Origin of the sequence: Pseudomonas sp. PA-7-1E, assembly GCF_021605325.1 — a bacterium.
Lineage (GTDB): Bacteria > Pseudomonadota > Gammaproteobacteria > Pseudomonadales > Pseudomonadaceae > Aquipseudomonas > Aquipseudomonas fluorescens_BV.
This window is the reverse complement of the sequence record NZ_WKFA01000056.1, coordinates 1-24601: the sequence shown is the minus strand read 5'-3', so window position 1 is coordinate 24601 and position 24601 is coordinate 1. Positions and strand designations below refer to the sequence as shown.

17 protein-coding genes are annotated in these 24601 nt (G+C 61.4%); 15 read left to right on the top strand and 2 right to left on the bottom strand.

The features are described from left to right. The first annotated feature begins 12 nt into the window (after positions 1 to 12). Positions 13 to 354 (top strand): cupin domain-containing protein, encoded by a 342-nt coding sequence (locus tag GIW79_RS24535; RefSeq protein ID WP_072448569.1) that lies wholly within the window; start codon positions 13 to 15, stop codon positions 352 to 354. A 60-nt stretch (positions 355 to 414) separates the two neighbouring features. Beyond that, on the top strand, positions 415 to 1494 hold the full coding sequence (locus GIW79_RS24530) for a polyamine ABC transporter substrate-binding protein (protein WP_198791620.1): 1080 nt from the start codon (positions 415 to 417) through the stop codon (positions 1492 to 1494). Positions 1495 to 1528: 34 nt separating this feature from the next. On the opposite strand, the gene GIW79_RS24525 is transcribed toward GIW79_RS24530, so the two are convergent. Continuing rightward, the gene (locus GIW79_RS24525; RefSeq protein ID WP_054898104.1) at positions 1529 to 2314 is read right to left on the bottom strand and encodes a helix-turn-helix transcriptional regulator; all 786 of its coding nucleotides are present in this window, start codon (positions 2312 to 2314) and stop codon (positions 1529 to 1531) included. 199 nt (positions 2315 to 2513) lie between these two features. On the opposite strand from GIW79_RS24525, the gene GIW79_RS24520 reads away from it, so the two are divergent. The 10 genes from GIW79_RS24520 to GIW79_RS24475 all read left to right on the top strand — a co-directional run bounded on the left by GIW79_RS24520 (position 2514) and on the right by GIW79_RS24475 (position 19726). Next, on the top strand, positions 2514 to 3878 hold the full coding sequence (locus GIW79_RS24520; protein WP_236452792.1) for an APC family permease: 1365 nt from the start codon (positions 2514 to 2516) through the stop codon (positions 3876 to 3878). Between the two features lie 9 nt (positions 3879 to 3887). Next, positions 3888 to 4991 (top strand): DmpA family aminopeptidase, encoded by a 1104-nt coding sequence (locus GIW79_RS24515; protein WP_089041651.1) that lies wholly within the window; start codon positions 3888 to 3890, stop codon positions 4989 to 4991. 369 nt (positions 4992 to 5360) lie between these two features. Then, positions 5361 to 6794, top strand: coding sequence for a serralysin family metalloprotease (locus GIW79_RS24510; RefSeq protein ID WP_054898106.1), 1434 nt, complete (start codon positions 5361 to 5363; stop codon positions 6792 to 6794). Between the two features lie 48 nt (positions 6795 to 6842). After that, positions 6843 to 7211 (top strand): AprI/Inh family metalloprotease inhibitor, encoded by a 369-nt coding sequence (locus tag GIW79_RS24505; protein ID WP_057977338.1) that lies wholly within the window; start codon positions 6843 to 6845, stop codon positions 7209 to 7211. A 100-nt stretch (positions 7212 to 7311) separates the two neighbouring features. Next, positions 7312 to 9063 (top strand): type I secretion system permease/ATPase, encoded by a 1752-nt coding sequence (locus GIW79_RS24500; protein WP_034127694.1) that lies wholly within the window; start codon positions 7312 to 7314, stop codon positions 9061 to 9063. Further along, the gene (locus GIW79_RS24495) at positions 9060 to 10373 is read left to right on the top strand and encodes an HlyD family type I secretion periplasmic adaptor subunit (RefSeq protein ID WP_096143117.1); all 1314 of its coding nucleotides are present in this window, start codon (positions 9060 to 9062) and stop codon (positions 10371 to 10373) included. Before GIW79_RS24500 ends, GIW79_RS24495 begins: the two co-directional genes overlap by 4 nt. A 2-nt stretch (positions 10374 to 10375) precedes the next feature. Next, complete coding sequence (locus GIW79_RS24490) at positions 10376 to 11716, top strand: TolC family outer membrane protein (protein ID WP_003191155.1); 1341 nt, start codon at positions 10376 to 10378, stop codon at positions 11714 to 11716. Between the two features lie 142 nt (positions 11717 to 11858). Further along, entirely contained in the window at positions 11859 to 14816 is a 2958-nt protein-coding gene (gene eprS / locus GIW79_RS24485; protein WP_236452815.1) for an autotransporter serine peptidase EprS, read from the top strand. A 185-nt stretch (positions 14817 to 15001) separates the two neighbouring features. Next, entirely contained in the window at positions 15002 to 18109 is a 3108-nt protein-coding gene (locus GIW79_RS24480) for an autotransporter serine protease (RefSeq protein WP_181125248.1), read from the top strand. Positions 18110 to 18301: 192 nt separating this feature from the next. Beyond that, the gene (locus tag GIW79_RS24475) at positions 18302 to 19726 is read left to right on the top strand and encodes a polyurethane esterase (RefSeq protein WP_236452818.1); all 1425 of its coding nucleotides are present in this window, start codon (positions 18302 to 18304) and stop codon (positions 19724 to 19726) included. A 120-nt stretch (positions 19727 to 19846) separates the two neighbouring features. Here GIW79_RS24475 and GIW79_RS24470 read toward each other — a convergent pair whose 3' ends face one another. Next, positions 19847 to 20071, bottom strand: coding sequence for a YgdI/YgdR family lipoprotein (locus GIW79_RS24470; protein ID WP_003191162.1), 225 nt, complete (start codon positions 20069 to 20071; stop codon positions 19847 to 19849). A 189-nt stretch (positions 20072 to 20260) separates the two neighbouring features. Between GIW79_RS24470 and GIW79_RS24465 the strand changes: the two genes are divergently transcribed. The 3 genes from GIW79_RS24465 to GIW79_RS24455 form a co-directional block, all read left to right on the top strand. Then, on the top strand, positions 20261 to 21907 hold the full coding sequence (locus GIW79_RS24465; protein ID WP_236452827.1) for a VRR-NUC domain-containing protein: 1647 nt from the start codon (positions 20261 to 20263) through the stop codon (positions 21905 to 21907). Beyond that, complete coding sequence (locus GIW79_RS24460) at positions 21904 to 24159, top strand: ATP-dependent DNA helicase (protein WP_236452830.1); 2256 nt, start codon at positions 21904 to 21906, stop codon at positions 24157 to 24159. The genes GIW79_RS24465 and GIW79_RS24460 overlap by 4 nt, the downstream gene beginning before the upstream one ends. A 255-nt stretch (positions 24160 to 24414) precedes the next feature. Then, a partial coding sequence (locus GIW79_RS24455; protein ID WP_236452834.1) for a hypothetical protein occupies positions 24415 to 24601 on the top strand: 187 nt, incomplete at its 3' end.

Genomic DNA, 24601 nt, shown 5'->3' with positions numbered 1-24601 from the left:
AGGGGAAAACCCATGAGCATTACGCAATTCAAAGACACGCTGAACACCGCTCTGCCAGATTCATCACCGGTGACGGTGCCCCTGGGCGCGCCCATCGCCGTGGCCTCGACCCTGAGCGTGGAGCGCAATGACGGGGTCGAGACCGGCATCTGGGCCTGCACCCCGGGGCGCTGGCGTCGGCAGATCAAGTCCCAGGAGTTTTGCCATTTCATCCAGGGGCGCTGCACCTTCACGCCCGACAACGGGGAAACCCTGCACATACAAGCCGGTGACGCACTGATGTTGCCAGTCAATAGCACCGGTATCTGGGATATCCAGGAAACCGTGCGCAAGACCTACGTCCTGATTCTGTAACGCTTTGATCCTTGATCGCCTGCCATAAAAACAGCCCTAAAACCGCCAGGAAATCGAACCATGAAAGCTATTGCCCTGTTGCCCTTGATGTTGCTGGCTACTATCAGCCAGGCTGCCGAGACCGTGAAGATCTATAACTGGTCGGACTACATCGCACCGGACACCACCAGGAATTTCCAGAAAGACACCGGCATCGGTTTCACCTATGACCTGTACGACAGCAACGAAACCCTCGATGGCAAGCTGATGACCGGTAAATCGGGTTACGACGTGGTGTTTCCCTCCAACCATTTCATGGCTCGGCAGATCCAGGGCGGCGCCCTTAAAAAGCTCGACAAGAGCCAGCTGCCCAACTGGAAAAATCTCAACCCGGTGCTGCTCAAGGCCGTGGAAAACAATGACCCTGGCAATGCTCACGGCTTTCCGTACCTGTGGGGCAGCACCGGCATTGGCTACAACATCGACAAGGTCAAGGCGGTACTCGGCGACGACGCCCCGGTGGACTCCTGGGACTTGATCTTCAAGCCGGAAAACATGGCCAAGCTGCAAAAGTGCGGGGTCGCCATCCTCGACAACGGCCCCGAACTGCTGCCAGCCGCGCTCAATTACCTGGGCTTGCCGCACCACAGCAAAAAAGCCGAGGACTACAAGAAGGCCGAAGCCCTGCTGATGCAAGTGCGGCCTTACGTGGCGTATTTTCATTCCTCGAAATACACCGCCGACCTGGCCAATGGCGATATCTGTGTAGCCGTCGGTTTCTCCGGCGACATCCTGCAGGCCGAAAGCCGCGCCAAGGAAGCCGGGAACGGCGTGAATATCGGCTACAACATTCCCAAGGAAGGCGCGGCGATCTGGTTTGACATGGTCGCCATGCCCGCCGACGCGCCGGATGAGAAAGCCGGCTATGCCTTCATGAACTATCTGCTGCGCCCCGACGTGATGGCGAGTGTCACCAACTACGTGCACTACGCTAACGGCAACGCGGCGGCCGACAGCCTGGTAGACCCGGCGATCAAGGCCGACACCAAGGTGTATCCGAGCCCGGAGATGATGGGCAAGCTGTTTGCACTGCAAGCCATGCCGTTGAATATCGACCGGGTGCGTACTCGGGTATGGAATACCATACGGACGGGGCGTTGACAGGCGCCAACCACGCTTTCAGCTCGAATGAGGTTTATGGGTTCTCCAGGTCATGCCCCAATGACTGGATGAATAGTGAAAACAACTCGGGCTGCGACGAAATGTCCAGCTTGGCGTACAAATGCCTGCGGTGAACTTTTACGGTGTCCGGTGAGATCTTCAAGCGTTCGGCCATGGCCTTGGAGGAGAACCCTCGCAACACCAGCCGGGCGATTTCCAGCTCGCGGTCCGACAGCACACCGCTGCCGAAATGACTCAGGGCATCGCGAATCTGGCTGTCCATGGCCGGTGCCCGCTGGGTGCTTTGCTGCCAATGCTGGTGCATGAGCGGCAACACCCACGCCGACAGCGTGGTCAACAGCCCGGTTTCTTCGAAGCTGAAGCGCCGCTGCATGCCCAGCGACAGCGACAGCGTGCCCACGCCGGGCAGTTGCAGGATCACTTGCACTTCGTCTTCCAGCACATTGTCGTGGAAGTAATTGAGGAAGTACTCACTCTGGCGAAAATGGTCCGGCGCCACTTCCTCCAGGCGGTATACGCCGCTGGCATAGTTTTCGCGGCAAGCCTGGTAAAACGGGTCGAGCAGGTACAGGCCGTTGAGGTACACCAGCATCGACGCCGGCTTGCTGCTGGGTTGGGCGTCGTACTCCTCCAGGGCCTGGGGCGGGCCATCCAGCGGGTAGAAAATCGCCAGGGCATTATCGAAGGGCAGGCACTGATGCAATAACAGCACCAGTTGCTTCCAGAACCGCTCGGTGCCGATCTGTGACAGGGTGCGGCCCAACCCCGCGTGCATACCGATTTCCCGGAACAGGCTCATCTCAACATCCCCACCCTCAAATGATCGGCCAAGGGTTAGGCTTCTGCTGGGCACCGTCAAGGGGAGTACGCCAATAGGGGAATTGGCCGGCAGCCCCACCAGCCGATAACGTCGACACTGTCCAACGGGAAGCATATCCCGAGGAACAATCATTTTTCGTTCCTGCCTCACACCAAAAACAACGACAGAGGATAACGATATGAGTGCCACCCCCGCGCCCGATGGCGTGCTCAAGCCCACCCTGAGCGTCTTTGATGTCGTGGCGATTACCGTTTCAGCGGTAACGCCGGCCAGTTCCGTCTTCGTGATCGCCCCGTTTGCCATCCAGCAGGCGGGCAGTGGCGTGTTCCTGGCGTTTGTGATGGCGGCGTTGCTCGCGTTGATGTTCGCCTTCTGTTACGCCGAACTCGGCCGCGCCCATAACAGCGCCGGCGGCGAGTATGTGTATGCCAAGCGCGTGTTTGGTGGCATGGCCGGTTACGCCACCTTCCTGACGGTGTTGGTGATGTTGCTGTTTATCCCGCCGGTATTGGCGACCGGTGCGGCGACTTACCTGAATAACGCCCTCGGCACGACATTCGATTCGCAAACCGTCGCCCTGGTGATCGTGGTGTGCAGCTACGCCCTGGGCATCCTCAACATCAAGCTCAACGCCTGGATCACCGGCACCTGCCTGCTATTGGAAGTGGCGGCGTTGCTGGTGATTGTGGTGATCGGCTTCGGTAACCCGGTGCAACCGGCCAGTGTGGTGTTGCAGCCGCAGATCGTCGAAAACGGCGTGTTGCACCTGGCACCCTGGGCCTTGGTGATCGGCGCCGTCGGCATCGGCCTGTTCTCGTTCAACGGCTACGGCCCGGCGGTGTTGCTGGCCGAAGACATGAAGTGCGGCGGCAAGGGCGTGCACAAGGCGGTGCTATGGTCGTTGGGGTTGGTGGTGGTCATCGAGTTGGTGCCGATCACTGCGCTGTTGATCGGCGCGCCGTCCCTGAGCGCAATGATCAGCAGCCCCGACCCGATCGGCTATCTGTTGACCAGTCATGGCAATGAAACCTTGTCGCGGCTGGTGAGTGCCGGGATTTTCCTGTCGGTGTTCAACGCCATCGTTGCCATCGTGATCCAGATTGGCCGCGTGGTATTCAGTAGCGGTCGCGATGCGCTGTGGACGCCGAGTATCAACAAGCTGTTCACGCGTATTCACCCGCGCTGGGACTCGCCGTGGCTGGCGACGCTGTTCCTGGCGATACCCTCGGCGCTGTTGAGCTTCAGTTCTAACCTGGCCGACCTGACCTCGTTCAGCGTGCTGCTGATTATGCTGGTGTACCTGGTGGTGGCGCTGAGCGCGCTGATGAGCCGGGTGCTGCTGCGTGATCGCGAGCATCCCTATCGCATGCCGTTATGGCCGCTGCCGGCATTGCTGGCGGTACTGGGTGCGGGTTACCTGCTGGTCACCTTGATCCTGGAGGCCTCGGTACGCGACATCATGATTATCATCGGCTTGCTGGCCCTGTCGGTGATCTTGTATTGCATCAGTGGCCGGTTGAGTCCGGCGTTCCAGAAACTGTAAGGAGTGGGTATGCGTGCACGTCAATTGGGCATTACGTTGGGGTTGGGCATGCCCGGCGAATTGAATGCCATCACCGATGTTCCCGGGGTTCGCGTCGGTCACTCGACGATCAAGGCCTGTGTTGACGGTAAGCAGGTGCGCACCGGCGTCACGCTGGTCCAGCCGCGAGCCGGGGAAGCGCGGCAGCAACCGTGTTTTGCCGGCTACCACGTGCTCAACGGTAACGGCGACGCCACGGGCCTTGAGTGGATCAGCGAGGCGGGGCTGTTGACCACGCCGATGGCCATCACCAACACCCACAGTATCGGGGTGGTGCGCGACAGCCTGATCGCCCTGGAGCGCGAGCGCCTGGCGGACCCTGCGGTGTACTGGTGCATGCCGGTGGTCATGGAAACCTACGATGGCCTGCTCAACGATATCTGGGGCCAGCACGTGCGCCCAGAGCATGTGCGCCAGGCTCTGGACCAGGCCGAAAGCGGCCCGGTGCAGGAAGGCGCGGTGGGCGGTGGTACCGGCATGATTTGCCACGAGTTCAAGGGCGGCATCGGCACGGCGTCACGGCGGTTGCCAGCAGAGCAGGGCGGCTGGACTGTCGGCGTACTGGTGCAGGCCAACCATGGCAAGCGCCAGGAGCTGCGGGTCGATGGCTACCCGGTGGGCCGTCACTTGATGGACATTGCTTCGCCCTTTGCCGAGCGAGGCACCCCCGGCATGGGCTCCATCGTGGTGATCATCGCCACGGACGCCCCCTTGCTGCCCCACCAATGCCAGCGCCTGGCGCAGCGCGCGTCCATCGGCATCGCGCGTACCGGTGGCGGCACCGAAGATTCCAGCGGCGACCTGTTCCTGGCGTTTGCCACCGGTAACCGTGATTTGCCGCCGGCCGACTATGGGCGCAAGGACCTGCCCCTCAGCACCGGGTTGCAGATGGTCAACAACGACCATATTTCGCCGCTGTTCAGCGCGGCGGCAGAGGCGGTGGAGGAGGCGATCATCAACGCCATCCTGGCAGGTGAAGACATGACCACCCAAGACGGCGCCGAGGTGCCGGGCCTGGCTGGCGAAACCCTCTTGGCAGCCCTGCAACAGTGTGGCTGGAGTATGTCCCGGTAATGGGGGACAGCGCACTTTAATAGTGCGAATAGTGGCTCTTTAATGTTGCTAATGACACCGTGACAATATATTGGATCCATTAATCAAGTGAGCCGTTCGCTTAGAGCGGCTTTACTTGTATTTAATATTTAAATAGTGGTGTGCGCCGATTCGGCCACATAAACGCAACGGCCCCCAATAAACACTGCGTGGGACTTCTGCAACTTGAACCTGCGTCACAATTGTGCGATGGAAATAGATGTAGACGAAAGATTTCAAGTTGTGTCAGTTTTCTTACGCCTTCAAAAGAGGTGAGTGATAGGACTATCCTCGCCCGCGAGGTTCCTATCGAACAAAGACTGATGCACTTGCAAACAAGGAAGTACGTTTATGTCAAAAGTAAAAGACAAGGCTATTGTATCTGCCGCGCAAGCCAGCACTGCTTACTCGCAAATCGATAGCTTCAGCCATTTGTATGACCGTGGCGGTAATCTCACGGTCAATGGCAAACCGTCCTACACCGTGGACCAGGCAGCGACCCAGCTGCTGCGGGATGGTGCTGCGTACCGGGACTTTGATGGCAACGGCAAGATCGATCTGACCTACACCTTCCTCACCTCGGCTACCCAGAGCACCATGAACAAACATGGCATCTCCGGGTTCAGCCAATTCAACACCCAGCAGAAAGCACAGGCCGCACTGGCCATGCAATCCTGGGCGGATGTTGCCAACGTGACCTTTACCGAAAAGGCTTCCGGCGGTGACGGCCACATGACCTTCGGCAACTACAGCAGCGGCCAGGACGGCGCCGCGGCCTTCGCTTACCTGCCCGGTACCGGTGCAGGCTACGACGGCACTTCGTGGTACCTGACCAACAATAGCTACACGCCGAACAAGACCCCGGACCTGAACAACTATGGCCGGCAGACCCTGACCCACGAAATCGGCCACACCCTGGGCCTGGCTCACCCTGGCGACTACAACGCCGGGAACGGCAACCCGACCTATAACGACGCAACCTATGGACAGGACACGCGTGGCTATAGCCTCATGAGTTACTGGAGCGAGAGCAACACCAACCAGAACTTCAGCAAGGGCGGCGTCGAGGCTTACGCTTCCGGCCCGCTGATCGACGATATCGCCGCGATCCAGAAGCTCTACGGTGCCAACTTCAACACCCGCGCCACGGACACCACTTACGGGTTCAACTCCAACACCGGGCGTGATTTCCTCAGCGCCACGTCCAATGCCGACAAGCTGGTGTTTTCGGTATGGGACGGTGGCGGCAACGACACCCTGGACTTCTCCGGTTTCACCCAGAACCAGAAGATCAACCTCACTGCCACCTCGTTCTCTGATGTGGGCGGCCTGGTGGGCAACGTGTCCATCGCCAAGGGCGTCACCATCGAGAACGCGTTCGGCGGTTCGGGTAACGACCTGATCATTGGTAACCAGGTTGCCAACACCATCAAGGGCGGGGCCGGCAACGACCTCATCTACGGCGGCGGCGGTGCAGACCAGCTGTGGGGCGGCGCTGGCAGCGACACTTTCGTGTACGGTGCCAGTTCCGACTCCAAGCCAGGGGCTGCGGACAAGATCTTCGACTTCACCTCCGGTTCGGACAAGATCGACCTGTCCGGTATCACCAAGGGTGCGGGCGTGACCTTTGTCAACGCATTTACCGGGCATGCCGGCGATGCTGTACTGACCTATGCCTCAGGTACCAACCTGGGCACCTTGGCGGTGGACTTCTCCGGGCACGGCGTGGCGGATTTCCTCGTCACCACCGTTGGCCAGGCGGCTGCCAGTGACATCGTAGCCTGATGTAAAGCGCGCGGCGCTTCGGCGCCGCGCTCCAGGCTGGAGTTGGATATGCCACGTTTTTCCCCTTTGATCGCCTGTGTTGTGCAGGTGTTGTTCGTGTCGGCAGGAGCCCACGCAATGGCTAGCAGTCTTGTATTACCCACTTCCGCGCAGCTTGCCGGGCAGTGGGAACTGAAGCAGCAGGATCAGGTGTGCGCGCTCAAGTTAGTGGAGCAAGCCAACGTCTTGGAAGGCGATATCGCCTGTGCCGAGCAATGGCTGGGCGACAAGCCGCTGACGTGGTCGCCCACCCCGGATGGTATCTGGCTGTTTAACGCTGATGGCTCAGGGATCACCCATTTGAATCGCCAGAAAGAGGGCGACTATCAAGCCCGCACTAAAGCTGGCGAAGTTGTAACGCTGCAACGTAAACCTTAATTAAAAGTTATAAGCATATAACTCGATTTGTTAGGCGGCCGTACCCTACTTGGTAGGGGAGACCCTTTTGCGTAATTCGCTGCAAGGAAAAACAATTAATATGGCGAAGTCCCATGGGGTGGCGCCCTTATTCAGGGCGCTGGGTGAATACAAGAGTATTTTGATCAGCGTTGGCTGTTTCACGGCATTGATTAACCTGTTAATGCTGGTGCCCTCGATTTACATGCTGCAAGTGTATGACCGTGTGCTGTCCTCCCAGAATGAAACCACCCTGGTGATGTTGACGCTGATGGTCGTGGGCTTCTTTGCGTTTATCGGCCTGCTGGAAGTGGTGCGCAGCTTCATCGTGATCCGCATTGGCAGCCAGTTGGAGCGACGTTTCAACTTGCGCGTGTACAAGGCCGCCTTCGAGCGCAACTTGCAGCGTGGCCAGGGGCATGCCGGGCAATCCTTGGGCGACCTGACCGCTTTGCGCCAATTCATCACGGGGCCTGCGCTGTTCGCATTCTTTGATGCGCCATGGTTCCCGATCTACCTGTTCGTGATTTTCCTGTTCAACGTGTGGCTCGGCGTGCTGGCCACGGCCGGCGCGGTACTGTTGATTGGCCTGGCGTGCCTTAACGAATACCTGACCAAAAAGCCATTGGGCGAGGCCAGCGGTTTTTCGCAGCAGTCGACCCAACTGGCCACCAGCCATTTGCACAACGCCGAAACCATCCAGGCCATGGGCATGCTAGGCGCACTGCGCCAACGCTGGTTTGGCGTGCATTCTCAGTTCCTGGGTTTGCAGAACAAGGCTAGCGACACCGGTTCGATCATCACCTCGTTGAGCAAATCCCTGCGCCTGTGCCTGCAATCCTTGGTGCTGGGCCTGGGCGCCTACCTGGTGATCAAGGGCGACATGACCGCCGGGATGATGATCGCAGGCTCCATCTTGATGGGCCGCGTACTCAGCCCCATCGACCAATTGATTGCAGTGTGGAAGCAATGGAGCTCGGCCAAGCTGGCCTACCAGCGCCTCGACGAACTGCTGCGCGAATTCCCGCCAGAGGTCGAGCACATGGCTTTGCCTGCGCCCCACGGCCAGGTCAGTTTCGAGCAGGTCAGCGCCGGCCCGCCGGGGCGACGCATGGCGACCCTGCATCAGGTCAGCTTCAACCTGGCTGCCGGTGAAGTGCTGGGCGTGCTGGGTGCGTCGGGCTCCGGCAAGTCCACCCTGGCTCGCGTGCTGGTGGGCGTATGGCCGACCCTGGCCGGTACCGTGCGCCTGGACGGCGCGGATATTCACCGCTGGAACCGCGACGACCTCGGCCCGCATATCGGCTATTTGCCCCAGGACATCGAGCTGTTCAGCGGCAGCATCGCCGACAACATCGCGCGCTTTCGCGAGGCCGACCCGGAGCTGGTGGTCAAGGCCGCGCAACAGGCCGGTGTGCATGAGCTGATCCTGCGCCTGCCCCAGGGCTACGACACCGTGCTGGGCGACAACGGCGGTGGCTTGTCCGGCGGCCAGAAACAGCGGGTCGCCCTGGCCCGCGCCCTGTACGGCGGGCCGCGCCTGATCGTGCTGGACGAACCGAACTCCAACCTCGACACCGTCGGCGAAGCCGCATTGGCCAGCGCCATCATGCAAATGAAAGCCCAGGGCAGCAGCGTGGTGCTGGTCACCCATCGCTCCTCGGCATTGGCCCAGGCCGACAAATTGCTGGTGCTTGGCGAAGGCCAACTGCAAGCGTTCGGGCCCAGCCAAGAGGTGCTGCGGGCGTTGTCCGGGCAGCAGGAAGCGCCGAAAGAAAAAACCGGTGTCAGTTTCAGTCGTCAGTACCAGGCCGGAAGGAATCCAGGCGCATGAGCAGCCTTACCGTTGAACCTCAAATCAAAGAACGCGATGCCGGCTTTTTCGTAAAAATGGGCTGGGTGATGACCATTGTCGGTGCCGGTGGGTTTTTCCTCTGGGCCAGCCTTGCACCGTTGGACCAGGGCATCCCGGTACAAGGCACCGTAGTGGTGTCGGGCAAGCGCAAGGCGGTACAAACCTTCAGCCCCGGTGTGGTCAGCCGCATCCTGGTAAAAGAGGGCGAACTGGTCAAGCAAGGCCAGCCGCTGTTCCGTCTTGACCAGACCCAGAACCAGGCCGATGTGCAATCGCTGCAAGCCCAGTACCGCATGGCCTGGGCCAGCGTGGCGCGCTGGCAGAGCGAGCGTGACAACCTGCCCGGTATTACCTTTCCTGCTGAGCTGAGCGCCAATCCCGATTCGGCCCTGATGCTGGTGCTGGAAGGTCAGCGCCAGTTGTTCAGCAGCCGTCGCGACGCGTTTGCCCGTGAACAAGCCGGGATCCGCGCCAGCATCGAGGGGGCTACCTCGCAGTTGAGCGGTATGCGCCGTGCCCGCAGTGACTTGACCGCCCAGGCCCAATCCCTGCGCGCGCAACTGAGCAATCTGCAACCTTTGGCCGACAACGGCTATATCCCGCGCAACCGCCTGATGGACTACCAGCGCCAGTTGTCCCAGGTGCAGCAGGACCTGGCGCAAAACGCTGGGGAAAGCGGCCGGATAGAGCAGGGCATTGTCGAGTCGCGGCTCAAATTGCAGCAGCACGGCGAGGAGTATCAGAAGGAAGTGCGCAGCCAACTGGCCGACGCGCAACTGCGCGCCCTGACCCTTGAGCAACAACTGACCTCCGCCGGCTTCAATCTGCAACACAGCGAAATCAACGCGCCGGCCGATGGCATTGCGGTCAACCTCAGCGTGCATACCGAAGGCGCCGTGGTGCGTGCCGGTGAAACCCTGCTGGAGATCGTGCCCCAGGGCACACGTCTGGAAGTGGAAGGGCATTTGCCCGTGCACCTGGTGGACAAGGTCGGCACACACTTGCCGGTCGACATCCTCTTCACCGCCTTCAACCAGAGCCGCACGCCACGGGTGCCGGGTGAAGTCAGCCTGATCTCCGCCGACCAGATGCTCGATGAAAAAACCGGGGCGCCGTATTACGTGCTGCGCACCAGCGTCAGCGAAGCGGCGATGGAAAAACTCAACGGCCTGGTGATCAAGCCCGGCATGCCCGCCGAGATGTTCGTGCGCACTGGCGAGCGTTCGCTGCTCAACTATCTGTTCAAGCCGCTGCTGGATCGCGCCGGCTCCGCGTTGACCGAGGAATGAGCATGAAGCCAGTGTTCATTTCGCTGTTGCTGGTGTGTGGCAGTGCCCAGGCCGCGATGGGGCCCTTCGATGTATACGAGCAGGCGCTGCGCAACGACCCGGTGTTCCTGGGCGCCATCAAGGAGCGCGACGCCGGCCTGGAAAACCGTACCATTGGCCGCGCCGGCTTGCTGCCGCGGTTGTCCTACAACTACAACAAGGGCCGCAACAACTCCGAAGCGCACCTGCCTGACGGGCGCGGCGGCAGTTACCGCGACGACCGCAACTACAACAGCTACGGCTCGACCTTCAGCCTGCAACAGCCGCTGTTCGACTACGAAGCCTATGCCAACTACCGCAAGGGCGTAGCCCAGGCGCTGTTTGCCGATGAAAGCTTTCGCGACAAGAGCCAGGCGTTGCTGGTGCGGGTGTTGAGCTATTACACCCAGGCGTTGTTTGCCCAGGACCAGATCGACATCGCCAGGGCCAAGAAGAAGGCGTTCGAACAACAGTTCCAGCAGAACCGGCATCTGTTCCAGCAAGGCGAGGGCACTCGCACCGATATCCTTGAAGCCGAGTCCCGCTATGAGCTGGCCACCGCCGAAGAGATCCAGGCCCTGGATGAGCAGGACGCCTCGCTCCGGGAGCTGGGCGCGTTGATCGGCGTGCAAAGCGTCAACATCAACGACCTGGCACCGCTGAACCAGAGCTTTGCCGCGTTCACCCTGACCCCGGCCAACTACGACACCTGGCATGAGTTGGCGCTGACCAACAACCCTGTGCTGGCGTCGCAACGCCAGTCCCTGGAAGTGGCGCGCTATGAAGTGGAACGCAACCGCGCCGGGCATTTGCCGCGAATCACCGCGTATGCCACCTCGCGCAAGCAGGAGTCCGACAGCGGCAACACTTATAACCAGCGCTACGACACCAACACCATCGGCGTCGAAGTAAGCATGCCGCTGTATGCCGGTGGCGGTATCTCGGCTTCCACCCGCCAGGCCAGCCGTGCGATGGAGCAGGCCGAGTACGAGCTGGAGGGCAAGACCCGCGAAACCCTGATCGAACTGCGTCGCCAGTTCAGCGCGTGCTTGTCAGGCGTGAGCAAGTTGCGCGCCTATCAGAAAGCGCTGGCATCCGCGGAGGCGCTGGTGGTGTCGACCAAGCAAAGCATTCTCGGCGGCGAGCGCGTCAACCTCGACGCACTGAACGCCGAACAGCAGTTGTACAGCACCCGCCGCGACCTGGCCCAGGCCCGTTATGACTACTTGATGGCCTGGACCAAATTGCACTACTACGCGGGCAACTTGCGTGACACCGACTTGGCCAAAGTGGACGAAGCCTTCGGCCCGGATGGAAAACTGTAGGAGCGCGTGTTTTGTGGCGAGGGCGCTTGCTCCCGCTCGACAGCGAAGCTGGAGCCGGCTTTTTTAGGGAGCGCTTCGCACTCCAGCGGGAGCAAGCTCCCTCGCCACAGGGCAGGGAATAACAATAATAGGGAGTGTGCACATGATCACCGATTCACCGCGTTTCAAACCCTTCACCGCAGGTTCCTTGCTCTTGCTGTCCGTTGCGGCACAGGCGCAATACACCGAGACCGGCCAGCCGGGTAACCCCGCCAGTTGGCGCTCGGCCGAGTACCAGAGCGACTGGGGCCTGGGCCGCATGAAAGCCGATGAAGCCTACGCCGCCGGGATCAGCGGCCAAGGCGTGAAAATCGGCGCGCTGGACTCAGGGTTCGATGCCAATCACCCCGAAGCCTCCAAAGACCGTTTCCACCCGGTCACCGCCACTGGCACCTATGTCGATGGCAGCGCCTTCAGCACCACGGGCGCGCTCAACCCGAACAATGATTCCCACGGCACCCACGTCACCGGCACCATGGGCGCCGCCCGCGACGGCGTGGGCATGCATGGCGTGGCCTACAACGCGCAAGTTTTTGTGGGCAACACCAACGCCAACGACAGCTTCCTGTTCGGCCCCACCCCTGACCCCAAATACTTCAAGACCGTGTACACCGCTTTGGTGGACTCCGGCGTGCGCGCCATCAACAACAGCTGGGGCAGCCAGCCAAAGGACGTCAGCTACCAGACCCTGGACAACATGCACGCGGCGTATGCCCAGCATTACAACCGTGGCACCTGGCTGGACGCGGCAGCGGAGGTGGCCAAGGCTGGCGTGATCAATGTGTTCAGCGCCGGCAACAGCGGCTATGCCAACGCGAGCGTGCGCTCGGCCTTGCCGTATTTCCAGCCGGAACTGGAAGGCCACTGGCTTGCCGTGTCTGGGCTGGACAAGGCCAATAACCAGAAATACAACAAGTGCGGCATTGCCAAGTACTGGTGTATTTCTACCCCCGGCGCGCTGATCAACAGCACCATTCCTGACGGGGGTTACGGCGTCAAGTCCGGCACCTCGATGGCAGCGCCCCATGCCACCGGCGCGTTGGCGCTGGTGATGGAACGTTATCCCTACATGACCAACGAGCAAGCCTTGCAGGTGCTGCTGACCACCGCCACGCAGCTCGACGGCTCGATCACCCAGGCGCCCAATGCGATTGTCGGCTGGGGTGTGCCTGACCTGGGCCGGGCGATGCATGGCCCGGGGCAATTGCTCGGGCCCATGGAGGTCAACCTGGCCGCCGGGCAGGGCGATGTGTGGAGCAACGGCATCTCCGACCAGGCGCTCATCCAGCGCCAGGCCGAGGACCGCGCCGAGCACACGGCCTGGCAGCAAACCCTGATCGACAAGGGCTGGCAAAACGGCGTGGGCGCCACTGCCAGCCAGCAGGACCAGACCGATTACGCCATTGGCAGCGCCCGCGACCAGGCCGCTGCCAACCGCGTGTACGAGGGCAGCCTGATCAAGGCCGGTGCCGGCAGCCTGGTGCTCAGCGGCGACAGCACCTATCGCGGTGCGACCCTCGTCAACGGCGGTCTGTTGGCCGTCAATGGCTCGCTGGCTTCGGCAGTGACGGTGAATGACAGCGGCACCCTCGGCGGTTCCGGGCGTATCGCCGCGTTGTCGGTAAACAACGGCGGCCGTGTGGCCCCGGGCAATTCCGTGGGCACCTTGCAAGTGGCAGGGGACGTAAACCTCGGCGCCGGCTCTACCTATGCCGTGGAGCTGACGCCCACCAGCAGTGACCGCATTGTTGCCGGCGGCCAGGCGGTTCTGGGCGGCGGCACGGTCACGCTGGCGCTGGAAAACAGCCCGACCTTGCTCAGCCAGAGCCAGGCACAAAGCCTGATTGGCCGCCAATACTCGATTCTCGAGGCAGCGGGCGGTATCCAGGGCCAGTTCGGGCAAGTGCTGCCCAATTACCTGTTCCTCGGTGGCACCCTCGACTACGCCGCCAATGCCGTGCAACTGAATGTCGGTCGCAATGGCGCCAGCTTCGCCAGCGTCGGCGCGACCCGCAACCAGCGCAACGTTGCGGCGGCGGCCGAGCAATTGGGCGCTGGCAACCCAGTGTTTGAAAGCCTGCTGCAGTCGCAGTCAGTCGCCACCGCCCAGCAGGGTTTGCAGCAACTGTCCGGGGAAATCTACCCCGCCGTGGGTGCGATGCTGATCAACGACAGCCTGCAACTGCGTAATGCCGTGGGCGAGCGCCTGCGCCATGTGCCAGTGACCGGTGAAAGCAACCTGTGGTTCAAGGCGCTGGGCGCCTGGGGCAAGACCGACAGCCGCACTGAAACGGCGGGTTCCACCACCTCCATCGGTGGCCTGTTGGCGGGCGTGGATGGCGCGCTGGATGAGCAGACCCGCGTAGGTGTGGTTGCCGGTTACAGCGACAGTTCCTTGAACATGGGCAGCGGTACCCATTCATCGGCGTCCATCGACAGCTACCACTTTGGCGCGTACGCCGGGCGCGAGCTGGGTGACTGGCGCCTGAGCGTCGGCGGTGCCTACAGCTGGCATCGCGGCGACGTGAAGCGCGACCTGCAATGGGGTGATGTCAGCGGCAAGCAAAAAACCAAGCTGGACGCGACCACGGCGCAGGTCTTCACCGAAGCCGCGTACCGCATCCGCCTGCAGGCGGTGGCCCTGGAGCCGTTCGCCAACCTGGCCTATGTGCATCTGAACAGCGAGTCCTTCCACGAAAAAGGCGACGCCGCTGCCCTGGAACGCGGCAGCGACCGGCGTGATGCAGTGCTCAGCACCCTTGGCGTGCGTGCCCTGAAAACCCTGGCCCTCAATGACCACCAGCAACTGGACCTGTCCGGTTCGTTGGGCTGGCAACACAGCCTGACGGCGGTGGAGTCAGAGGAGCACCTGGCGTTTGTCGCCGGCGGGCCTTCATTTGCGGTGCGCAGTGCACCGTTGCTGCGCGATGCCGTCCTGGTGGGCGTGCAGGCCAGCCTGGCGCTGAATGCATCGACACGGGTCAACCTGGATTACAACGGCCAATTGGGTGGGCGCGCGAAAACCCAGGGCGTGGGTTTGAGCCTGAACTGGCAGTTCTGAAGACACCGCGAACCTGATCGTTCCCACGCTCCGCGTGGTAACGCCTCTTGTAACGCTCCGCGTCACGCTTTGGGACGCAGAGCGTCCAGGGCCGCATTCCCACGCGGAGCATGGGAACGATCAGCGGTGGTGTTCTGGAGAAAGTGATTTACACACGTGCAATAAGAAAACTAAGGAAGGTCACCGTGAAAAAACGCAAGTCAGGGTTAACTACCGCCATCCACACAGGCCCGGGCTATCCGCTCAAGGCGCTGAGCTGCGTGCCATACGGCGCGTTGCTGTGTTGCCTGGCAAGCCTGGGGACCGCCCAGGCTGCACCCTATGTGGAAACCGGCAAACTGGGCGACGCCGCCAGCTGGCGCAGCAATGAGTTCAAGGCCGACTGGGGCCTGGGCGCCGTGCACGCCGACACCGCCTATGCGGCCGGCTATACCGGCAAGGGCGTCAAGCTGGGGATCTTCGACCAGCCGGTGTATGCGCCACATCCGGAATTCGCCAGCCCCAACAAAGTGGTGACCATTGTCACCGAGGGCATCCGCCAATACACCGACCCGTATATCCCGGTGAAGGCCGGAGATGCATTCCGTTACGACGGCACTCCGTCCCTGGGCTCCAATGGCAAGCTGGGCAACCACGGCACGCATGTCGGCGGGATTGCGGCGGGTAACCGCGATGGCGGGCCGATGCATGGCGTGGCGTTCAATGCGCAAATCATCAGTGCCGAAAACGGTGACCCGGGCCCGGAAGACGGAATTATCCTGGGCAACGATGGCGCGGTGTACAAAGCCGGTTGGGATGCGCTGGTTGCCAGCGGCGCTCGCATCATCAACAACAGCTGGGGTATCGGCATCGGTGATCAGTACGCCAAGGGCGGGCGCGATCCGGCGTTTCCCAATTTCACCGTCAACGAAGCCCAGGCGCAATTCAATACCATTCGACCGATCCTCGGAACAATTGCAGGGGGGGCTTATCAAGGCGCCATCGATGCGGCCCGCAGCGGTGTGCTGACCATCTTCGCCGCGGGTAATGACTACAACCGTAACAACCCGGATGCCATTTCCGGTCTGGCGTACTTTGTGCCGGAGATTGCCCCGAACTGGCTGTCGGTGGCCGCGTTACAGCAAAACCCGGACACCGCGAGTGCCAACCCCTATGTGATCAGCACCTTCTCGTCGCGCTGTGGCTATGCGGCGAGCTTTTGCGTATCGGCGCCCGGCACCAAGATCTACAGCTCGATCATCAACGGCACCAACCTGGACAACCTCACCAACGACTACGCCAACTTCAACGGCACATCCATGGCCGCGCCTCACGTAGCCGGCAGCGCAGCGGTGCTGATGGAACGCTTCCAATACATGAGCGGCGACCAGATATCCACCGTGCTCAAGACCACCGCCACCGACCTCGGCGCGCCGGGCATCGACTCCCTCTATGGCTGGGGCATGATCAACCTGGGCAAGGCGGTCAACGGCCCAGGGATGTTTATCACCGCCGAGGATATCCCGGCCGAGTTCCGTATCGACGGCGCCTACGGCAGCGGCCAGTTCGTGGCGGACCTGCCGGGCGTCGGCGCGGTGGTGGATGCCGGCAAACCCACCCAGCGTGTGTGCGATGACCTGCACTGCGGGCGCGATGTGTGGAGCAACGACATCTCGGGCCATGGCGGCCTGACCAAGCAGGGCATCGGTACCTTGGTGCTCACCGGCGCCAACACCTACAGCGGGCCGACGCTGGTCAACCAGGGCTTGCTGGCGATCAACGGTTCGGTCACCTCCGACGTCACCGTGAGCCAGAGCGGCGTGGTCGGTGGTTCGGGGCGTATCGGTTCGCTGAGCGCGAAAAGCGGCGGTACTGTGGCACCGGGCAATTCCATTGGCACCTTGAACGTGGCGGGCAACGTCAACTTTGAACCGGGCTCGACCTATGCGGTAGAACTGTCGCCCACCAGCAGCGATCGTATCGTCGCGGGCGGCACGGCCACCCTCAACGGCGGCACCGTGACCCTGGCCCTGGAAAACAGCCCGACCTTGTTGAGCGCGCCCCAGGCCCAAAGCCTGATCGGCCGCCAATACAACATCCTGCAAGCGGCAGGTGGCGTCACCGGCAGCTTCGCGGCAGTGGTTCCCAACTACCTGTTTGTCGGCGGTACCTTGAACTATGCCGCCAACGGCGTGCAGCTGGATGTGGCACGCACCAACAGCTTCGCCAGTGTGGCCGCCACGCCGAACCAGCGCGCCGTGGCCGCAGCCGTCGAGCAATTGGGCGCGGGCAACGGTGTGTATGAAAGCCTGCTGCTGGCACCCACGGCCGCTTCGGCCCAGGGCGCGTTTCAGCAACTGAGTGGGGAAGTCTACCCGGCGCTGGAAACCGCACTGGTCAATGACAGCCGCTACGTACGCGAAGCGGTGGGCGAGCGTCTGCGCAATGGCGAGATGGGCGCTACCAGCCAAGCCATCGACAGCCGTGGCAACGTGTGGGTCAAGGCATTGGGCGCATGGGGCAAGACCGACAGCCGCAACGACACGGCGGGCTACACCACCTCTATCGGCGGCATGCTCGCCGGTGTGGATGGCGCCGTCAATGAGGCCACACGCATTGGCCTGGTGGCCGGTTACAGCGACACGTCGTTGAACATGGGCAGCGGCACCCACAGCCGCGCCTCGGTCGACAGCTACCATTTCGGCGCCTATGCCGGGCATGAAATCGGCGCCTGGCGCCTGAGTGGCGGCGCGACCTACAGCTGGCACCGCGCCGATGTCAAACGCGACCTGCAATACGGCGATGTCAGCGGCAAGCAAAAAGCCAAGGTCGATGCCCACAGTACCCAGGTGTTCACGGAAGCGGCGTACCGCATCAACCTGCAACCACTGGCCCTGGAGCCGTTCGCCAACCTGGCCTACGTGCACCTGGCAACTGACAGCTTCAAAGAGAAGGGCGACGCCGCCGCGCTGAGAAGTGGCGACGACAGCCGTGACCTGGTGCTCAGCACCCTGGGTATGCGGGCCTTGAAGACCTTCAATATCAACGACCATCAGCAACTGGAAGTCTCCGGCACCCTGGGCTGGCAGCACAACCTGAGCAGCACCGATTCGGAACAGCACCTGGCGTTTGCCTCGGGCGGCCCTTCGTTCACGGTGGAAAGTGCGCCAATGGTGCGCGATGCGGCGTTGGTCGGGGCACGGGTCAGCCTGGCATTGAGCAAGGATGCGCGGGTGAACTTCGATTACAACGGCCTGCTGGCCAGCAAGGAGAAGGTGCACGGTGTCGGCTTGAGCCTGGATTGGGCGTTCTAAAGGCCAGGTGCAGTTGGTTGTGGCGAGGGAGCTTGCTCCCGCTCGGGTGCGCAGCGCCCGCAAGTTTTTGGGGCCGCTGCGCAGCCCAGCGGGAGCAAGTTCCCTCGCCACACAAGCTCGCTCCTACAGGTGGTAACGGATAACAGGTGTTTTGGCTTTCTCTACAAATCCAACAACAGAGAGGCACTACCAATGGGTATCTTTGACTATAAAAACCTCGGTACCGAGGGCTCCAAGGCGTTGTTCGCCGATGCCATGGCGATCACGCTGTATTCCTACCACAACCTGGATAACGGCTTTGCCGTCGGCTACCAGAACAATGGCCTCGGGCTGGGGTTACCGGCCACCCTGGTCAGCGCGCTGATTGGCGGCAGCAATGCCCAAGGGGTCATCCCCGGGATCCCCTGGAACCCCGACTCGGAAAAAGCCGCCCTTGAGGCGGTGCAAGCAGCCGGCTGGACGCCCATCAGCGCCAGCACCCTGGGCTACAGCGGCAAGGTCGATGCACGCGGCACCTACTTTGGCGAAAAATTCGGCTACGGCACGGCGCAGGCCGAGGTGCTGGGCAAGTACGATGACGCTGGCAAGCTGCTGGAAATCGGCATCAGTTTCCGCGGCACTTCAGGGCCTCGGGAAAACGTGATCACCGACTCCATCGGCGATGTGATCAACGACCTGCTCGCCGCCTTCGGGCCCAAGGATTATGCCAAGAACTACGCGGGGGAGGCTTTTGGCGGGTTGCTCAAGAACGTGGCGGACTACGCCACTGCCCAGGGCCTGGGCGGCAATGACGTAATGGTCAGCGGCCACAGCCTCGGTGGCATGGCGGTCAACAGCATGGCCGACTTGAGCGACAGTACCTGGTCGGGTTTTTATAAAGATGCCAATTACGTGGCCTACGCATCGCCGACCCAGAGCGCCGGCGACAAGGTGCTTAACGTCGGTTATGAAAACGATCCAGTATTCCGAGCCCTGGATGGCTCGTCATTCAACCTGTCGTCCCTGGGCGTGCACGACAAGGCCCACGAATCGAGCACTGACAACATTGTCAGTTTCAACGATCACTACGCCTCATCCCTGTGGAACGTGCTGCCGTTTTCCATCCTCAACCTGCCCACTTGGGTTTCGCACTTGCCCACCGGTTACGGTGACGGCATGACCCGTATCCTCGACTCGGGGTTCTACGAACAGATGACCCGCGACTCCACGGTGATCGTCGCCAACCTGTCCGACCCGGCACGGGCCACCACCTGGGTGCAAGACCTCAACCGCAATGCCGAGGCGCACAAGGGCAATACCTTCATCATCGGCAGCGACGGCGACGACTTGATCAAAGGCGGCAGGGGCGCGGACTTTATCGAAGGTGGCAAGGGCAATGACACCATCCGCGACAGCAGTGGGCACAACACGTTTTTGTTCAGCGGGCAGTTTGGCAATGACCGGGTGATCGGCTACCAGGCGAGGGACAAGCTGGTGTTCAACGACGTGGCGGGCAGCACCGATTACCGCGATCACGTCAAGGTGGTGGGCGGGGATACAGTCATTGGCTTTGGGACGGATTCGGTGACGCTGGTGGGTGTGAGCAGTCTGTCGGGGGAGGGGATAGTCATCAGCTAACGCATTCGGTGTGGGAGCTGGCTTGCCTGCGATGGCGGCGGTCGAGACAGCCATGCGGTGACTGAAAAATCGCTATCGCAGGCAAGCCAGCTCCCACATTTGATGGGTTTTGCTAGATGATCATTTTTCCTTACGCACCGTGGCCACATCATCGGCCTTGATACGAATACGCTTGCCAGCAATATCGGTGAACTCGTAGAAGCCGTCGGCGGTCTTGGCGTTGGGCGTGTCCTTGGTCAAATACTGCGTGCCGTTCTGCAAGGTCACCACGGTTTGCGTGGAGCAACCGGCCAATACCAGAAAAGTGAGTGCAACCAGTGGCAGACCCAAATTCTTCATGTTCATAACCCTTACCTTTAACCCTGAAAAGTCCCGCAGCGTCTGCTTGCGGGGCCATAAATATTACGCGATCAACCCACTCATCAGATTGTTTTTTTGCAAAAAGTTGCAGGCGCCATTTATCTATTACTGATTGCAACAACGGCTTTGCCCCGGCACTCTGTATGCATAACCAGTATTTGATTGCATTGCACCATGGCCAACCCCCTCGAAGACCCCTTGTATTACCTGCATAACTTCCGCCAAGTGCTGGTTTGGTTGGGGCAACGCTACGCCGATTTGCTCAATGCGCACGAACAGCAATTCATTCAGCAATTTGACAGGTTGCCCCAGGCCTCCCAGGCGTTGTTGGTGCGCATGGTGATGCGCAAGGGCGTGCATTTTCGCGCCACTAAACTCCATTACCAGGAAATCGGTTGCCCCCATGCGGCGGCGGGGCCATTGCGTGAGCTGGGATGGGTGGAGGATCAAAGCCCGCTGCCGTTTGCCACCCTGTTCGCGCTGCTGCAAAAGAGTGAATTGCTCGGTGCCTTCAAGCCTTGGATCGACCAACCCAAGGGTAACAAGGCCGACTGGCTTGAACCCTTGGCCGCGCAATTTACCGAGCCGCGCAGCTTTGCCCAGTGGTGCCCCGACGTGGACGACGCGCTCTACAGCCTGACGGTAATGGAGTTGTGTGATCGCCTGCGCCTGATGTTCTTCGGCAATCTGCACCAGGACTGGTCGGAATTCGTGCTGGCAGACCTGGGCATCTACACCTATGAAAAAGTCGAGTTCTGCGCCGAGTCGCGCGGTTTGCGCAGCCGGGACGACGTGCATGGGTTCCTGTTCCTGCACCAGTGCCAGCAAGCCTTTGAAGCCGGTGACGCGCTGGATACGGTGTTGGCGCAGGTCGCCACGTTGTGTACCGACAATCCCTGGCTGGAAAAGCGCCGCGCCAAGCTGTTGTTCCAGATCGGCCAGTATTGCGAACGGTGCGCCGAGCTGGCGCTGGCCGAACAGATTTACCGCGGTTGCACGCACCCCGGTGCCCGGGCGCGGCTGATTCGCGTACTGGAGCGCCAGGAGGATTACGCCCAAGCCATGGCCTTGGCGACCGAGGCACAACAGGCCCCACACAGCGCCGCTGAACACCAACAACTGCTAAGGGTAGTGCCGCGCCTGCGGCGCAAACTTGGCGGGCCGGCGCTGCCCAGGGCCAAGCCCCAAGCGGTGGCGCGCCTGGACCTGGCACTGATGCAGGAACCGCTGCTGTCGGTGGAATCCAGTGTGCTGGCGCACCTGAGCGAACCGGATGCGCCCGTGCATTACGTCGAGAATGGCCTGATCAATTCGCTGTTCGGCTTGCTGTGCTGGGAGGCGATTTTCGCCCCGCTGCCGGGGGCATTCTTCCACCCGTTCCAGCGTGGGCCGGCGGATTTGCACAGCGAGGACTTTTATCAACGCCGAGAAGCCTTGTTTGCCGCGTGCTTTGCACAACTGGAGGATGGTCGCTACAAGGCTAGCATCCGCCAACGCTATGTAGAGAAATGGGGCATTCAGTCGCCTTTTGTGTTCTGGAACCTGCTCAACGAAGAACTGCTCGAGCAAGCCCTGGCCTGCCTGCCCGCCGAACACTTGCGCCATTGGTTTACGCGCCTGTTGCAGGATATCCGTGCCAACCGGGCCGGGATGCCGGACCTTATCCAGTTCTGGCCCGCACAAAATACCTATCGCATGATCGAGGTCAAAGGCCCCGGCGACCGCCTGCAAGACAACCAGTTGCGTTGGCTGCAATTCTGCGGCGAGCACCAGATGCCGGTCACCGTCTGCTACGTGCGCTGGGCGGAGCAACCCGCTTGAGTTACAGCGTGGCCGTGCGGGCGTTGTGTGAGTTCACGGCCAAGGTCGGTGACCTCGACCTGCGCTTTACGCCGTCGCCCAGCGCCCAGGAAGGCATCGTCGGCCATCGCACGGTGGCATCCCGGCGCAGCGCGCACTATCAGCACGAGGTCACCCTGGAGGGCGATTACCAGCAGCTCAAGGTGCGGGGCAGGGCGGACGGCTACGACCCGGACGCCAACCGCCTGGAAGAAGTCAAAACCTACCGTGGCGACCTCGCTGCCCAGCCCGCCAACCATCGGCAGCTGCACTGGGCCCAGGTCAAAGTGTATGGCTGGCTGATGTGCCAGAAGCTCGGGCTCAGTGAGATCGACCTGGCGCTGGTGTACTTCGATATCGTCGGCGAAGGCGAAACCTTGCTCAACCAGCGATTCGATGCGCCAGACCTTGAGCAGTTCTTCAAGCAACAATGCGCGCTGTTCCTGGACTGGGCCCGGCAGGAGATGCAGCACCGCGCGGCACGCAACGCTGGCGCGCAGAGCCTGGCATTTCCCCATGCCGACTTCCGTACCGGGCAGCGCACCTTGGCCGAGTCGGTCTACAAAGCGGTGTGTACCGGCCGGTGCCTGATGGCCCAGGCGCCCACCGGCATTGGCAAGACCATCGGCACTATCTTCCCGCAGCTCAAGGCCTTGGCGCCGCAGCAACTGGACAAGGTGTTCTTCCTCACCGCCAAGACGCCCGGGCGCAAGCTGGCCCTGGATGCTGCGCAGGTGTTGTACGACAGCAGCCCCGAGCTGTCACTGCGTGTGCTTGAACTGGTGGCCCGGGACAAGGCGTGCGAACACCTGGACAAAGCCTGCCACGGTGATTCCTGCCCGTTGGCCAAGGGCTTTTACGACCGCCTGCCTGCCGCCCGCCAGGCCGCGTCCCAGGTGCGCCTGCTCGATCAACGCAGCCTGCGCAACGTGGCGCTGGCTCATCAGGTTTGCCCGTACTATTTGAGCCAGGAAATGGCGCGCTGGAGCGACCTGATCGTCGCCGACTACAACTATTACTTCGACTTTGGCGCGATGTTGTTCGGCCTCGCCCAGCTCAACCAATGGCAGGTCTCGGTGCTGGTGGATGAAGCCCACAACCTGGTCGAGCGAGCCCGCTCGATGTACAGCGCCAGCCTGGATCAATACAGCCTCAAGACCGTGCGCGACAGCGCACCCGAGGCGCTGAAAAAACCCTTGCAGCGCCTCAACCGTGAGTGGAACGCGTTGCACAAGGATCAACTGGCGCCTTATCAGGCCTACGCCGCCAAACCCGACAAACTGCTCCAGGCCCTGAGCCTGTGCACCAGCGCCATGGGCGATTACTTCAACGATCACCCCGATGCCCTCACCGGTGACCTGCAAGCCTTCTACTTCGACGCGCTGCAATGGGCCAAAGTGGCGGAGCTGTTTAACGAGCACTTTATTTTCGATATCACTAAGCGCTCGTTCACCGCCAAGCGCAGCAGCTCGACCCTGTGCCTGCGCAACGTGGTACCGGCCGAGTTCATCCGGCCCAGGCTTACGGCTGCGCGCAGCAGTGTGTTGTTTTCCGCGACCTTGAGCCCACGGCACTATTACGCCGATTTGCTGGGCCTGCCAGCGAACACCGCCTGGGTCGACGTTGAATCACCGTTCAAGGCCGAGCAGTTGCAGGTGAGCATCGTTGAGCGGATCTCCACGCGGTTCGTGCATCGCCAGGCATCGCTGGAACCCATCGTGGCATTGATCGCCCAGCAGTTCGCCGCGCAACCGGGTAACTATCTGGCGTTTTTCTCCAGCTTCGATTACCTGCAACAGGTCGCGCAGCTACTGGCTGAGCGACACCCACAGATTGCGCTGTGGCTGCAATCCCGAGGTATGGCCGAGGCCGAGCGCCAGGCCTTTCTCGACCAGTTCACCCCGCACAGCCAGGGCATCGGCTTTGTGGTACTGGGCGGAGCGTTCGGCGAAGGCATTGACTTGCCCGGCGCGCGCTTGATCGGCGCGTTTATCGCCACCCTGGGCTTGCCCCAGCTCAACCCGGTGAACGAGCAGATGAAACTGCGCATGGGCGCGATTTTCGGCGCGGGGTACGACTACACGTATCTGTACCCGGGTATTCAAAAAGTCGTGCAGGCGGCGGGGAGGGTGATTCGCAGCCAACAGGATCGGGGGGTGGTGATGTTGATTGATGACCGGTTTGGGGAGCAGCGGGTGCGGCAGCTGCTCCCCAAATGGTGGGCATTTAAATGATGGTTCACACCCTGCGCAATGACTCATTCAAGTCTACGGCGCCCGCCCGAGTGAAACTGGTCGAAATCACGTAATTACGAAGTGTGCTGTTGGCGCTATCAAACGCCTGAATCCGGGTATTGGCTACTGTCAGAATTAACAGGTACCGATCCAGGGGCATCCTGCACTACCTGTTAATTCTGACAGTAGGCACGCCGCGATTTCAGGCGTTTGATAGTGGTAAGCCAACAGCGCACGACCGTGAGGATTCTCGCCATGCCCAAGAACAAAACACTTGACCCCCTCTTGCCGCCCATCGTTGTCCCGCTGATGGAACCGGCCATTGATGGCGATATCGAAGGGGCGCATGGCGGTATCGGCCTGCGGCATACCGAGGTGCCGTTGGTGGTCTACCTGATCAACCCCAAAGATGGCGTCACTCCGGGCAGTGTTGCCTCACTGT